This window comes from Micromonospora sp. NPDC051141 (assembly GCF_044455765.1).
Lineage (GTDB): Bacteria > Actinomycetota > Actinomycetes > Mycobacteriales > Micromonosporaceae > Micromonospora.
Genome location: NZ_JBITFD010000007.1, coordinates 227,727 through 241,141, shown reverse-complemented (window position 1 = coordinate 241,141; position 13,415 = coordinate 227,727). Strand labels below are relative to the sequence as shown.

Annotated in this window: 14 protein-coding genes; 7 read left to right on the top strand and 7 right to left on the bottom strand. The window is 74.0% G+C overall.

Going from position 1 to position 13,415, the window contains the following annotated elements; genetic code table 11:
• Nucleotides 1-3: 3 nt before the first annotated feature.
• Genes ACIA6B_RS16300 through ACIA6B_RS16270 form a run of 7 tightly spaced genes read right to left on the bottom strand, consistent with a single transcriptional unit; the run spans nucleotide 4 to nucleotide 8,405 of the window.
• Nucleotides 4-603 carry a hypothetical protein gene (locus tag ACIA6B_RS16300; protein WP_396774151.1) on the bottom strand — a complete coding sequence of 200 codons (600 nt, stop codon included), beginning with the start codon at nucleotides 601-603 and terminating at the stop codon, nucleotides 4-6.
• Nucleotides 604-614: 11 nt separating this feature from the next.
• Entirely contained in the window at nucleotides 615-1,778 is a 1,164-nt protein-coding gene (locus ACIA6B_RS16295; RefSeq protein WP_396774036.1) for a M23 family metallopeptidase, read from the bottom strand.
• Complete coding sequence (locus tag ACIA6B_RS16290; RefSeq protein ID WP_396774034.1) at nucleotides 1,775-2,326, bottom strand: hypothetical protein; 552 nt, start codon at nucleotides 2,324-2,326, stop codon at nucleotides 1,775-1,777. The genes ACIA6B_RS16295 and ACIA6B_RS16290 overlap by 4 nt, the downstream gene beginning before the upstream one ends.
• 6 nt (nucleotides 2,327-2,332) lie before the next feature.
• A complete protein-coding gene (locus tag ACIA6B_RS16285; protein WP_396774032.1) occupies nucleotides 2,333-4,276 on the bottom strand; it encodes an MFS transporter in 1,944 nt (647 codons plus the stop codon).
• 1 nt (nucleotide 4,277) lies between these two features.
• The gene (locus ACIA6B_RS16280; RefSeq protein WP_396774030.1) at nucleotides 4,278-7,664 is read right to left on the bottom strand and encodes an ATP-binding protein; all 3,387 of its coding nucleotides are present in this window, start codon (nucleotides 7,662-7,664) and stop codon (nucleotides 4,278-4,280) included.
• A 49-nt stretch (nucleotides 7,665-7,713) separates the two neighbouring features.
• Nucleotides 7,714-8,076: a hypothetical protein gene (locus ACIA6B_RS16275; protein ID WP_089157613.1), complete on the bottom strand. Its 363-nt coding sequence runs from the start codon at nucleotides 8,074-8,076 to the stop codon at nucleotides 7,714-7,716.
• Between the two features lie 14 nt (nucleotides 8,077-8,090).
• The gene (locus tag ACIA6B_RS16270) at nucleotides 8,091-8,405 is read right to left on the bottom strand and encodes a hypothetical protein (RefSeq protein WP_091070155.1); all 315 of its coding nucleotides are present in this window, start codon (nucleotides 8,403-8,405) and stop codon (nucleotides 8,091-8,093) included.
• A 360-nt stretch (nucleotides 8,406-8,765) separates the two neighbouring features.
• Between ACIA6B_RS16270 and folP the strand changes: the two genes are divergently transcribed.
• The 7 genes from folP to ACIA6B_RS16235 all read left to right on the top strand — a co-directional run bounded on the left by folP (nucleotide 8,766) and on the right by ACIA6B_RS16235 (nucleotide 13,337).
• Nucleotides 8,766-9,641: a dihydropteroate synthase gene (gene folP, locus ACIA6B_RS16265; RefSeq protein ID WP_396774028.1), complete on the top strand. Its 876-nt coding sequence runs from the start codon at nucleotides 8,766-8,768 to the stop codon at nucleotides 9,639-9,641.
• Entirely contained in the window at nucleotides 9,638-9,997 is a 360-nt protein-coding gene (folB, locus tag ACIA6B_RS16260; RefSeq protein WP_281934391.1) for a dihydroneopterin aldolase, read from the top strand. Before folP ends, folB begins: the two co-directional genes overlap by 4 nt.
• Nucleotides 9,994-10,521: a 2-amino-4-hydroxy-6-hydroxymethyldihydropteridine diphosphokinase gene (gene folK, locus ACIA6B_RS16255; RefSeq protein WP_357299802.1), complete on the top strand. Its 528-nt coding sequence runs from the start codon at nucleotides 9,994-9,996 to the stop codon at nucleotides 10,519-10,521. The genes folB and folK overlap by 4 nt, the downstream gene beginning before the upstream one ends.
• Nucleotides 10,518-11,048: a DUF3180 domain-containing protein gene (locus ACIA6B_RS16250; protein ID WP_396774025.1), complete on the top strand. Its 531-nt coding sequence runs from the start codon at nucleotides 10,518-10,520 to the stop codon at nucleotides 11,046-11,048. The genes folK and ACIA6B_RS16250 overlap by 4 nt, the downstream gene beginning before the upstream one ends.
• Before the next feature lie 117 nt (nucleotides 11,049-11,165).
• Nucleotides 11,166-12,398 (top strand): ABC transporter permease, encoded by a 1,233-nt coding sequence (locus tag ACIA6B_RS16245; RefSeq protein WP_396774023.1) that lies wholly within the window; start codon nucleotides 11,166-11,168, stop codon nucleotides 12,396-12,398.
• A gap of 62 nt (nucleotides 12,399-12,460) precedes the next feature.
• Nucleotides 12,461-12,763, top strand: coding sequence for a hypothetical protein (locus ACIA6B_RS16240; RefSeq protein WP_396774022.1), 303 nt, complete (start codon nucleotides 12,461-12,463; stop codon nucleotides 12,761-12,763).
• A gap of 82 nt (nucleotides 12,764-12,845) precedes the next feature.
• Nucleotides 12,846-13,337, top strand: a complete 492-nt coding sequence (locus ACIA6B_RS16235) for a hypothetical protein (RefSeq protein WP_396774020.1) — start codon at nucleotides 12,846-12,848, stop codon at nucleotides 13,335-13,337.
• The last annotated feature ends 78 nt before the right edge of the window (nucleotides 13,338-13,415 follow it).

Here is a 13,415-nt window from a genome sequence, read left to right as displayed (position 1 = left end):
CCGCTACTCCAGCCAGAGCAGGTGGACCGGCACCTCCAGGGTGGTCGGCGCCTGTCCGCGCCACGCCCAGCGGTACCACTCCAGCTCGGATGCCACCCGGACGCAGATGTCGCCGTCCGCGCCGGAGTAGGTCTCGGTGACGGCCCGCAGGTCACGCCGCTCCGTGCCGTCGTCGACGTGCACCACGCGCCGTCCGGTCACCGCGTCGGTCTCGAAGACCGGAGTGGGTGGTCGGCGGGTGGGCGCGTCCAGCGACACCAGCCGGATGCCCGACTCGGCCGGACCGGTCGGCGGTCTCCGCCCGCCGACCGTCTCCACCCAGACGCGTTCCACCGGCACCAGCGGCGCGAACACCTCCACCTGCTCGGACTCGGCCCGGTACCACTCGTGTTCCGGGATGACCGGCACGTAGGTGCGGCTGCCCTGCACCACCCGCTCGTCGGCGCGCAGGTCACCGCGCCAGCCGAGGCCGGGCAGGCCGACCAGCACCCGGCGGCCGCGCAGCTCGGTTCCGCCGGTGGCCGGCACGATCTCGATCGGGCGGGGTGGCAGCGGAGCCCAGTCGGGGCGGTCCGCGAACGGGTCGGGCAGCGGATTGCTCATCGGCGGCGAACTCATCCGGTCCCGGTGAGGGGCGCACCGCGCTCGCGCATGAACGGCACCGGGTTCTCCGCACCGCGGCTGGACCGGTCGCTGTCGTGGTGCACCTCGAAGTGCAGGTGCGGGCCGGAGGAGTTGCCGCTGGTGCCGGAGAGCCCGATCACCTCACCGGCGGCGACCTCCTGACCCGGACGTACCCGGGGTCGTTCGATCATGTGGCAGTAGCGGGTGATGAAGCCGCCGGCATGCAGGATGTCGACGAACCACCCGCAGCCGCCCTTGTCCGGCCAGCCGTCCCGGTCGCAGTCCCGCCGGCCGGAGTGGTCGGGGTCGCACCGGGCGACCAGCACGCGGCCGGCCGACGCGGCGTGGATCTCGGTGCGCTTGTCCGCGGCCAGGTCCACGCCGTCGTGGCTCGGGCGGGCATCGGTCCGGAAACCGGAAACCACCCCGCCGGGCAGCGGTGCGGTCCAGCCGGAGGCGGCGATCCGGGCCCCGGCGGCGGCGTCACAGACCGCCTTGCCGGCGATCTCCACGGTCCGGGCCGCCCCACCGGCGAGCGCGTCGACGATCCGCCCCGCCAGCTCCTCGTGCTTGGCATAGGCATCCGGGAACGCACTGACCTGAACCCGCTGCGCCACCACGGACAGCGGCCGTTGCTGCCAGTTCGGCACCTTCACCATCTTCTGGTAGAACTTGTGCGCCGCGTACGACGGCGTCATCCGCTGTTCGACGCTGCCCCAGCCCGGCCGCTGCTGAAACAGGCCCACCGAGTCGTGGTCGGCGCCGACCCCCTCGTGCGGCAGCGCCAGCGACGCCGGCACGCGGCTGTTGGCCAGGTTGCGCAGCGCCGACTCCTGCATCGCGGTGGCCAACGCGATCACCCATCCCCGGGCCGGCACCTTCATGTCCTGGCCCGTCTTGATGATGGCGGCGGCGTTGCGCAGCTGGCCCTCGCCGTACTCGGCGAAGCGTGGCATGTCCCCGGTCAGGGTCACCTGATAGGTGGGGTCGCAGGTCAGACCGGCGAGCTTCGGGTCCTCCCGATCGCCGCCCAGTTCGGTGAGGAAGAAGGCGGCAGCGCCACCCACGCAGCAGAGTAGGGCGAGTACGCCGGTGACCGCGGTGACCAGCACGCCGACCCGGACCTTGCGGCGGACCTGCCCGACGGCGCTCACGACCGCTCCCAGTCGACCGCGTCCACCAACCACGGCCCGTCCGGGGCGACCAGTTCGAGCCGGAGCGTGCCGTCGTCCAGCGGGATCAGCGCCTCTACGAAGGTCTCGGTGCGGGGGCGGAGCGTCGGCGGGCCGGTGGTCCGCCGGGCCGGCACGGTCTCCGGGTCGGCCCCGGCCATCTTCTCCACCAGCGCAGGCGTGGAGAGCGGACGCAGCCGGGCCTGCCAGGCGTCGCCGGTGCTGCCCGGACCGGCCAGCCAGGCGGAGGTGAAGCGTCCGGCCACCTGCTCGGGGGTGGGCTCACCGGGGCGGGTCTTCGGGGCGACCGCCGCCGGCGGGCTGGACAGCACCCCGTCCTCACCCGCCTCAGGATCCACGGTGCTGATCGGTTGGGTGGGACGGACGGCCACGCCGACGCCCCCGTCGCCGGCTCCGGAGACCAGCCGTGCCGCGCCGATCACCCCGAAGACGAGAACGGCGATCACCAGGGCGATGCCGAGCCGGGACCGGAGGACCCGGGTGAAGAGGAACTCCAGCGCCCGTCGCATCGAAGGTCACCTGGCCTCGGAGCGGATCCGCGGCGCCGGCCGGGTGGCCGGTGCGGTCGCCCGGTCCGCCGAGTCGGGTCGGTAGACGGCGTAGGAGGGGACCTCCTCGGGCACGTCCGGCTCGGTCCAGGTGGACGGCGCCCGGCGCGGCCGGGGGGCAGTGGTGGGCCGTCCGCCGGTGCGCTCCGGCGCGGGCGCCTCGTCCGGCCGTTCCCGTCCGTCCGGCCGCTCCCGCTCGACGGGTGTGGCGGCGTGCGCGGGATCCTCGTGCCGGGCCTCCGGTCGGAGGCTGCGCTGGTCGGCGACGACGCCGCGACGCCGGCCGAACGCCGGCTCGTTGGTGCCGCCGGGCTCGGCGACGTCCAGCCGGGCGGCGACCCGCATGTCCCGGAAGAACCGGCGGTGCCACGAGCCGGCCGAGCTGACCGCCTCGCTGCTGTCCTTGCCGCCGAGCTGGGTGATCCGCCGGTACGGCCGCAGCAACAGCCAGCCCACCACCCCGCAGAGCCAGACCAGGACCACCTGGAGCCAACCCGGCAGGGTGGCCGTGTTCATGATCAGGTCGACGGCGAAGAGGTAGATGGCCGCGCCGGTGCCGAAGATGGCGATGTTGAACACGGCGGCCACCACGGCGTTCGCCAGCCGGCGGAGCCCGGCGCTGGCCGGGCGCATCAACCCGACCGTGCCGAGAATGGGCGCGGCGATCACCGCCCACCGGAAGATCAGGAAGCCGAGCAGCACCAGCACCGACGCGGTGAGGTCGAACATGGCGAACAGCAGCGAGGCCAGCACCGCGATGAAGCCGGCGCCGATCCGGTCCATGTCCTTGGTGCCCTGGAGGTACTCGTACGCCTCCGGATCCTCCGACTTGATCTGCTCGGCGACCCGGGCCCACTGTTGTTGCTTGGCCTTGATGGTGCCTTCGCGGGTCGCCGGGTTCTGGCGGAGCTTCTCCGCTTCCTCCCAGGTCAGCGACTTGGCGTCGTAGAGGGCAGGGCCATACTTCTTGGCGGTTTCGCTGTCCGCGGAGCCGAGCACACCCCGCAGCCAGTTGCGGTAGAGCATGGTCTCGGTCGCGGTGTCGCTGGCCCGTACGGCCGGGGGGCGATGGTCCTTGCACGACTCGGGGTTCGGGTCATCGCACTGACCGGGAGGGGTGTCCTTCGCGGACGGGCCGACCGCGTCGTGTACCACGCCGAGGGTGGTGATCAGCGTGCTGTCGGCGATGTTCGCGGACTTCACCGGCCAGGCGGCCAGCGCGGTCACCGCCACCATCACCAGGATCGCCCAGCCGGCAGTGGTCATCGCGTTGCTCATGTCCGACTGGCGGGAGCGCCAGAGCAGGTAGAGGCCGACCACGCAGATGGTGATGATGCCGAAGACGCTGAACACCTTCTGGTAGACGGCCTTGGTGGCCTGCTCCACCAGCGGGTCCGCCCAGCGCCACATGGTCCGCGGGTCCCACGCGCGCTCCCGCAGCGCGTTCGACGCGCCGATCACCGCGTTGGCGAACATGAACTCGCCGTTCGCCACCATCGTGGTGAAGCGGTAGTCCGGGTGGAGCACGGACGAGGCACAGCCGCCGTCCACGTCGTACGTGGTGTAGCTGTAGCCGGCGTACCCGTAGTCGCTGTAGAGGCCCTTGGGGCCGGGCTGCTTGGCGGAGTCGGGACGGGCCGCGAACCAGCCGGCGAGGCCGGAGTCCGGCGCGCCGGGCACCGGGGCGTTGCGGCACTCGACCTGGTCCTCGCTGACCGCCTTGAGCTTGCCCACGCAGGCCCGGAAGTCGGCCTGCCACTCCTTGGTGCTGCACAGTTCGGCCCGCGCCTGGGTGACCGGGCCGGCCGCGTACGCCGGTGTGGCCCCGATCAGCGGCCAGGAGATCGTGGCCCCGGCGAGCACGCCGAGGGCGATGAGGAGCGCCGTGATCCGTGCCCGGGCCCTCGCCATGTCACGCCTCCAGATCAGCCAGCACGGTCGGCAGTTGGCCGGCGGCCTGGGCGACCGCGGCAGGGGTGGTGTCCAGGTGCTTCAGCAGCCCGTCGACGTACGACACGTCGACCCGGACCTTCTGCACGCGTCCGTCGACGTCGCGCATGACGAACTCACGGAACCCGAGCCGGTTGGCGGAACCGCTGTCGGCCTGGGAGAGCGAGGCGAGGGTGGCCTCGTAGCCGTCGTCGACCGGCACCCGGAGCAGCCGCAGCGCCTCGGAGGCGATCTCGCTGTCCTCGGCGATCCGGCCGACGAAGACGGTGGAGACGAGGTTCTGCACGTCGAGGCCGAGGATGTCCTTCGGGTTCTGCGAGGCGACAAGCGCGGCGAGGTTCCACTTCCGGGAGTCGCGGGCGAGCCGGACCAGGAACGACCGTCCGGAGCGCCAACCCTCCATGAAGTGCGCCTCGTCCAGGCCGACGAGCTTTCGGGACGCCATCGACCCGCCGTAGCAGCGGCGGACCGCCAGCCGGTGCGCGGTGTGCAGCATCGGCAGGGCCAGGGCCTCCTCGGCCGACCAGTACTCGCGCTCGATCTTGAGGTCGGGCAGCCGGAGACCGGCCATGGTGATCACGGTGAGCGCCGCGTCGGCGCCGAGCAGTCCTTCCGGCGGGCGGCCGAAGAAGAGCATCGCCAGCGGCATCTCGGCGGTGTCGAGCAGCAGGTTCGCCAGTTCGCGGCCGGCGTCGTCGTCGAGCCCCTGGAGGCAGGCGACCACGTCGTCCAGGGTGGAGGTCTCCTCGGCCGGCACCTGGCGTACGGCGTGCCGGAACAGGGTGGCGGTGGACGCCTCCCGGGCCACCTGCGGTGGCACCAGCATCATGCAGATGTCCTGCACCAGCATCCGGCGTTCGGCGCGGGCGTTGGAGACGGCGATCTCGAACTCCCGGTCGCCGGCCGCCCCGGTGCCGAACTCGCTGCGCAGCGGCGTGGGGATCAGCGCGTACGGGGCCAGCGTCCCCTGTTCCGAGCCGGTCAGGTTGAGTACCCGCGAGTAGGGCGCCAGCTCGGGCATGGCGCAGAGCCGGGCCAGCGGGCCGGACGGGTCGAGCAGCGTCACCTGCACGCCGCGCCGCGCGGCCAGGTAGCCGAGCGCGCCGAGCAGCGTGGACTTGCCGCCGCCCGGTTCGGCGACGAAGACGGCGAGCCCGGAGCGTTCGCGGACCTCCATCGGGAAGTGCAGGTCGAGGAAGACCGGGCGACGGCAGGTGCCGGCGGTCCGGCCGATCAGGTCGCCGCGCCGGTCGCCGACCGTGGACGCGGCCTGGGGCAGCGCGGCGGCGAGCAGTTGGACCGGCATCCGCCGGACGTATCCGGTGTTGGCGATGGGCTCGCCGGGGATGAACTCGCGGGCCAGCCAGTCCTGGTTCTTCGGGTGCTGGAGCGAGATGCGCAGCTCGCGGGAGTAGAGCTGGATCAGGCGGCGGGCCCGCTCCAGGCATTCCTCGCGGGTGCGACCGCCGACCGCGATCCGGTGCCAGCCGTGCGCCCGGGCCGAGTCGACAGGCAGCCCGGTGGTCATCTCATCCCCGATCACCAGGGCCCGTTTGGCCAGCCGCTCCAGCTCGGGCGGGGCGTCGATGCCGTGCTCGGCGTAGTCGAGCTGCTGGGAGCGGATCATCCGGAGCCGGTGTTCGAGGTTCCGGAAGGAGTCGTTGGGGCCGAGGAGGTCGACCCGGGTGGACAGCTCCATCGGCCACGGCAGCCGCTCGTGGAAGTGCAGCCAGGGCTCGTGCCGCTCGGGGATCTCCAGCGGTTCCATCCGGCCGACCGCGAGCACGGCCACGTGCCGTTCCTCGCCGGTCATCCGGTTGACCAGCTTCACGGTGGAGCCGTACGGGGTGCGGTAGCGCTCGACCTGCTCGGTGAGGGCCAGCAGGTCGCCGCGTTCCCACCGGCCGTTGGTGATCGGGGAGAGCACGCCGGGCGGCGCCATGCAGAGCGCCACCGAGCGGTAGAGCAGCCACTCCAGCTCGGGCGCGGTGACCCGGCGCCCGCGCATGCCGAACGCGCCGAGCACCTCGTCGAACTGCTCGACGGTGCGGCCCAGCCGGCGCCGCTCGCCGTCGGCGGTGCCCCGGCCGAACGTGCGCAGCAGGCGTTCGGTGAGCGAGTCGCCGAGCGACCGGCGGGCGAAGGTGACCCCGAGGTAGGTCTGGCCCTCGGCGTGGTTGACGGACATGAGGTGTCGCTGGGCGGCGACCAGGTGGTCGGCCCAGCCGGCGGTGCCGGGGACGTCGGGCAGCGGGGTGGCGGTGTGCGCGTCGATGGTGCGCGCCCACTCGTCGGCCGGGAAGGGCCGGGTGGTGCGGCGCAGGTGCAGCCGGAATCCGGCCAGGCCGGCGTACTGCTCGGAGATGGCCGAGAGCAGCGCCTCGCGTTCCGCGTCGGGGCGGAACGCCCAGCGCACCTCGGGCAGCCAGTACCAGGCGGTCACCGTGTTGGGGGTGAAGGTGAGGTGGCCGGCGATCTCGGTGATGGCCAGCTCGACGGCCGGGTCCCGGTCGCCGAACTTGATCTTCGGGGCGCGGACCCGGACCGGCTTGGCCGGCTTGTTCCGGCGGTCGGCCGAGCGTTGCCGGGGCGGCGTCACCTCACGGTGCGCGGGCCAGCCGACCTCCCGGGACGGCGCCGGCCGGTCCAGCAGGTCGGGTGCCGCCTCACGCGGGTCGGTGCGGTGCGCGGCGGCTCCGAGCTCGGCGTGCGCGGCCGGCGGGAGCACGGGTTCGACAGCCGGCTCCGGCTCGGCGATGGGGCGGAGCGCTAGCCGGTCGCCCACCTGGAGCGGCACCCGGCTGCGGGTCGCCGGCGGCGGGTCGAGCGCGGGCGGCGCGGCGGGCGCGGCGAGCGCGTGCTCCGGCCGCTGTCGCTCCACCGCGCGTACGCCGGGGGCGGGCTCCCGGGCCGGCGGTTCGGGCCGGGCCGGCGGCGCGGGTTCGGCCGGCGCGGCGGGCTGGTGCGGGATCGGCAGCGCGTCGCGCCCGACGCCGCCGACGCCGCGTCGGGGCGGGGCCACCACCGGCTCGACCGGCAGGGCCGGCGGGGTGGCGGCGGCGGGGCGGCGGATCCGGGGCTGCGCGCCGCCGAACAGGTCGAGGAACGGCGAGTCGATGTCGCCGTCGGGACGGACCGGCTCGCGAGCGGCGTCACCACCGCGCGGACCGAGCGGGCGTGGCGGCTGGAATACGCCGACGCGACCGTGGCCGGGGCTGGTGACGAGCGCCGGGTCCAGCACGACCTCGTCCAGATCCTCGTCCGGCGGGTAGTCGAACGATCGCGCACGGTTACCAGGCGTGTCGGCCGGGCGTCCGGCCGGGGAACCCGGCGTGGAGGAGCGACTCATGCGACCGCCTCACCCGCGTCGTTCGTCTGCGTCGTCGGCCTGCGCCCGGTCATGCCAGTTCCTCCCGGATCCTGATCCGGCTCGCGACGAGGCGCGGGTCCCGCAGCTCGGCGGCCGGCTCCCGGGTGCGTCGCCAGTCGGTCAGCGCGGTCCGGATGACCATGCGCGCCGGCCGGTCCGGGTCGACGTACCGGAAGATGAACGAGGTCGTCACGATGGCGAGCGAGATCTCCCAGGCGGGGAAGAGCTCGACCTGGAGCGTGAACAACCAGTGGATGAACACGTAGAGGGGTACGAGCAGCATGAACAGGCCGTACTGGGCGTACGGCAGATGGACGGGCAGGGTGTAGCCGGGCGGCCCCAGGTAGACGAGGCGAGCCCGGTAGATGTCGTCGTCGGTGCGCAGCCGCATCGTCGCCCAACGCCCTACTCGAAGATGAGGTTGATCAGGTAGTCGCCGACGAAGAAGAGTGTGGCCGCGCCGGCGATGAAGGCCAGCCCGATGATGGCGATGGCGGAGCTGGTCAGCACCTTGGAGATCTCACCTCGGCTGGCCCGCCCGATGAAGATCACGCCGAGCACGGCGAGCAGGATCGGCGCGACCTTGCTGGCGAAGAACGTGACGACGTTGTCGGTGTCGATGCCCTTCGGAGCCGGCTCGGCGAGTGGAGTCGACGCCAGGGTGTGGAGCGCGTGGTCGACGGCGGTGGACGCCGTTGCCATGAGCTCGATGGCGATCACTGGAAACCTCCCCAAAGGTCGCGGCCGGCGGCGCCGCGATGGTGCAGTTGGACAAGCCTGGCGGGATGGTGCTCGACGGGAACAGCGCCGTCGACGCTGCGTCCGTCACCCACCACGAAGAGTGGTGAGCTTTGGGCGGATTCTTCCCGCTTCGGCCCTCCCCTCCGGGCTTCGCCATCTCGATGCTGGGCAATTCCAAAGCGTACGGGCCGGCCACCTTTGCGACAAGCCGCGAAGAGTGGACCCGCTTCGACCCGGACGACCGATCGTACACCTGTTCCAATGCGCACGTCAGGGGCGTCGTATCCGGGTCGCGCCCGGTCGCCGGAAGCCCTGCTGGCGAACGGTACTGTCGGGTCCGTGACCGATCTGGTACGAGCGGACGCCCCGGTGGTGATGGGCGTCCTCAACGTCACCCCCGACTCCTTCTCCGACGGCGGCAGATACGCCGATCTGGACGCCGCCGTCGCACACGGGGTGCGACTCCGCGCGGCCGGCGCGGACCTGGTCGACGTCGGCGGCGAGTCCACCCGGCCCGGCGCCGACCGGGTCGACGCGGAGACCGAGACCGCCCGGGTGCTGCCGGTGATCCGTGAACTGAGCGCCGCCGGCATCCCGGTCAGCATCGATACCAGCCGGGCCCGCGTCGCCGAGGCGGTGCTCGCGGCCGGTGCGGACGTGGTGAACGACGTCTCCGGCGGGCTCGCCGACCCGGACATGGCCCGGGTGGTCCGGGACGCCGGCTGCCCCTGGGTGCTCATGCACTGGCGGGGCCACTCGCGTGGCATGCGCGACCTGGCCACCTACACCGACGTGGTGGCCGACGTCCGGGCCGAGTTGGGCCAGCGTGTCGACGCGGCGCTCGCCGCCGGCGTCGCCGCCGACCGGATCATCGTCGACCCCGGGCTCGGCTTCGCGAAGACCGCCGCGCACAACTGGGAACTCAGCGCCCGCCTGCCCGAGCTGGTCGACCTCGGCTTCCCGCTGCTCTTCGGGGCCAGCCGCAAGTCCTACCTGGGCCGGTTGCTCGCCGACCCGGCCGGCGAGCCGCGCCCCACCGCCGGACGGGCGGCCGCGACCATCGCGACAAGCGTGCTCGCCGTCGCCGCCGGCGCCTGGGGGGTACGCGTGCACGACGTCCGCGGCACCGCCGACGCGCTCGCGGTCTGGCGGGCCACCGGCCGCCCCCGACTGGCCACCACGAGCGCCGGCACGGCCGGAGAGGGACACCGATGACCGACCGGATCGAGTTGACCGGCCTGCGGGCGCACGGGCGGCACGGGGTCTACGACTTCGAGCGGGCCCAGGGGCAGGAGTTCGTGGTCGACGCGGTGCTCGAACTCGACCTGGCCCCGGCCGCCCGGTCCGACGAGGTGACCGACACCGTGCACTACGGCGAACTGGCCGAGCGGTTGGTCGCGGTGCTCACCGGCGAGCCGGTGAACCTGATCGAGACGCTCGCCGACCGGCTGCTCGCGGTCTGCCTGGCCGAGCCGCTGGTCGTCGCCGCGACGGTGACCGTGCACAAGCCGGAGGCTCCGATCCCGCACGCCTTCCACGACGTGGCCGTCACGATGCGGCGTACCCGGTGAGCCGGGCCGTGCTGTCGATCGGCAGCAACCTCGGCGACCGCCTCGACCATTTGCGCGGCGCGGTGGCCACGCTCGGCGGCGACGTGCTGCTGGTCTCCGGCGTCTACGAGACTCCACCGTGGGGGGACGCCGACCAGCCCGCGTACCTGAACGCGGCGGTGATGGTCGCGGACCCGGCGGCGGCGCCGGCGGACTGGCTGGCGCGGGCCCGGGCCGCGGAGGCGGCGGCCGGCCGGACCCGCGACCCGGCCCGCCGGTACGGGCCGCGCACGCTCGACGTGGACGTCGTCGCGGTCTGGGACGCCGCCGGGCAGCCGGTGCTCAGCGACGATCCCGAGCTGACCCTGCCGCACCCCCGGGCGCACCTGCGCGCGTTCGTGCTGCGGCCGTGGATCGACATCGAGCCGCACGGCCGGCTGCCCGGGCACGGCTGGCTGACCGACCTGCTCAACGCCGAGCCGCTGGCCGCCGACGCCCTGGAACTGAGCCCACGGCCCGATCTGACGCTAGAGTCGGACGCATGAGTACGGCCCGGCCCCCGCAGGACCCCGACCGCTTCCGGATGGGGCCGACCCGGGTCTCCACGCTGGTGGTGGCCGGTCTGGCCGCCGCCGCGGTGGCCTGGCTGCTGATCAGCGGTTTCTATTACGACTTCGCCCCCGACCTGCCGTGGCTGCCGGTGATCACGCTGGCCGGGCTGGCCGTGCTGGAGGGCTACGCGGCGGCCAACACCCGCGCCCGGGTCGAGCGCCGGCCCGGCCGGGAGCCGGTGAACCCGCTCCTGGTCGCCCGGTTCGTGGTGCTCGCCAAGGCGTCCGCGCTGGCCGGGGCCATCTTCGCCGGCTTCTACGCCGGGCTGGCCGGCTGGCTCTTCGTGGAGCGGACCAACGCCGCCGCCGGCGACCGTCCGGCCGCGGTGGCCGGCCTGGTCGCCGCGCTGGCCCTGGTCGCCGCGGCGCTCTGGCTGGAGCGCTCGTGCCGGGTGCCCGAGCAGGAGGACGACGAGGACCGGGAACCGGGCGATCGGGAGACGCCGCGCGGGCGCCGCTGAGCACAGGGTTTCCCCCGTCACCGCCCGCAGGTACCGTCCCTGGCGACCGGAGAGCGACGGCCGCCGCCGGTCCGCCCGCGAGTGGGCCGGACGCGGCCACCTGGGAGGCACGGGCCAATGGGGTACGACGAGTCGGGCCGGACACTGCCACCGGACACGCCGTCCGGCGTGCCCGCCGCGGTGCTGGAGAACGTCTTCGACGACCCCTCCCACGGCGAGCCCGGCCGGGACCGGATCGCGGTGCACGTGGTCTGGGAGTTCCTGCTGCTGGCCGGCCTGATCACGGTGACCTGGCTGCTCTGGCGGGAGGATTCGGACGCGTTGCGCGGCGGCGCGCTGAAGATGCTGCTCGTCGACGTGGCCGGGCTGGGCCTGCTCACGTTGGCCGCCGGACTGAGCCTGCGGGCCGCCGCGGTGAACCTCGCGGTCGGCCCGGTCGCGCTGGCCGCCGCGGTGCACTTCGCCGAGCAGGGCGACCGGGGTCTCCGCGACGCGCTGCTGCCGGCGCTGGCGGTGGCGGCGGTCGGTGGGCTGGCGCTCGCCCTGGCCGTCGTGGTGCCGCACGTGCCCGGCTGGGCGGCGAGCCTGGCCGGCGCGGCCGGCGTGATCGTCTGGCTGGAGCGCCGGACCGTCCCGGTCGCGGTCCAGGGCGACTACGACCCCCGCCGCACCGCGCTCTACCTCTTCGTCGGCTTCGCCGCGGTGGCCGTCCTCGGCGGTCTGTTCGGCGCGATCAAACCGGTACGCCGGCTGCTCGGCCGGTTCCGTCCGGTCGCCGACCCGGCGCGTCGGCGGGGCGCGGTGGCCGCCACGGTGACCGCGCTGGCGCTCGTCGGCTCCACCGTGCTGGCCATGCTCGGCGGCGTGCTGATCGCCGCGAACGGGCACGGCCCGGTACCGCCGGGCACCGGGCTGGACTGGTCCGTGCTGGCGGTCGGCACCGTGCTGCTCGGCGGCACCAGCGCGTACGGCCGGCGTGGCGGCATCTTCGGCGCGCTGCTGGCGGTCTGCCTGGTGGTGGTGTTCCAGATCTGGGCCGACGCGCACGGCTGGACGATCAGCCGGTGGGCGGTGGGCGGCGCCGTCCTCGGCGGTGGGCTGGTGGTCACCCGTCTGGTGGAGACGTTCGGCCGGCCCCGCCCGGCCGGGCCCGCCGTGGGCGCGCCCGCGCCGCCCCGGCCGCCCGGCGACGGCACGATCAGCGGCGGTTGGGTGATGCCGCCGAGGCCCGAGCCGACCGACACCTGGCCGTCGGTGCTGCCGGTGCGGGACACCGACACCCCGGTCGACGCCTGGGAGGCGCCGCGCTGGGAGAACGAGCCGCGACGCTGGGACACCGACGGCCGCTGACGTCGGCCGGTGGCGTCGCGTCCGGCGGGCCGGAGCTGATCTCGGCGGTTAGGCTCGGCGGCATGACGGAGACTCCTGCCCCCGGCGGCCGTACCTTCGACGAGCTCGACAAGCTCTCCACCGAGGAGTTGCGCGAGCAGGCGTTCCACCTGGCCCGGGAGCGTCGCGACGTCAGGTTCTTCTGGTCGGTGCTGCGGCACCTGCCGAACGCCGACGAGGCGGCGGCCCTGGACGGCGCGCCCAACTCGGTCGGGCCGACCATCGACGAGGCCAACGCGCTGTGGCGCGAGCTGACCGGGCACGGGTACGAGGAGTCCGCGCCGCTGCTGCGGGCCGCCTTCATGGACTACCTGATGAAGCACTGATCCGGTGGCCGTACGCCGGCCGGCGGCGGTCCGACGACCGGGCAGGTTTGCCCGCCGCGGTGCCCCGGGAACTGGCCGTGCCATGGCCCTCACCAACCGCCCGCGCACCGTCAGCCGGTACGGCACGGCCGCCGGTACCGGCACGCTCGCCGCGTTCCTGCTCGTCGCGGTCGGCGGCAGCCCGATGTACGTCGACTGGGCGCAGCAGCACACCGACCCGACCGGCGCCGGTGGTTGGTTCCTGCGGCTGCTGGCCTGGCCGGCCTGGCGGTGGCACGCGGACGAGGGGATGCTCGCCACCAACCTGCGGGCGATCCTGTTGATCGTGCTGGCTGCGGCGCTGCTCTACCTGCTGCCCGGTCCGCAGGTCGACCGGGTGGCGGCCTCGGGCAGCCAGTTCCTCTCCGGTTGGGGCGCGTACGCCCTGGCCGCCGGGCTCAGCGCGCTGCTCGCCACGCTGCTCGGGCCGCACGGCACGCTCTACGCCGCGTTCCAGGCCGCGAGCACCGGCGCCGCGTACGGCTTCTTCGCCGGCTGGATCGTCGGCCTGGCCAGCCTGGGCGGCCGGGCCTGACCGCACCCGGGATCGTCGGCCTGGCCAGGTCGGGCCGGCCTGACCTCGCCGGGATCATCGGCCTGGCCGGGGCGATGA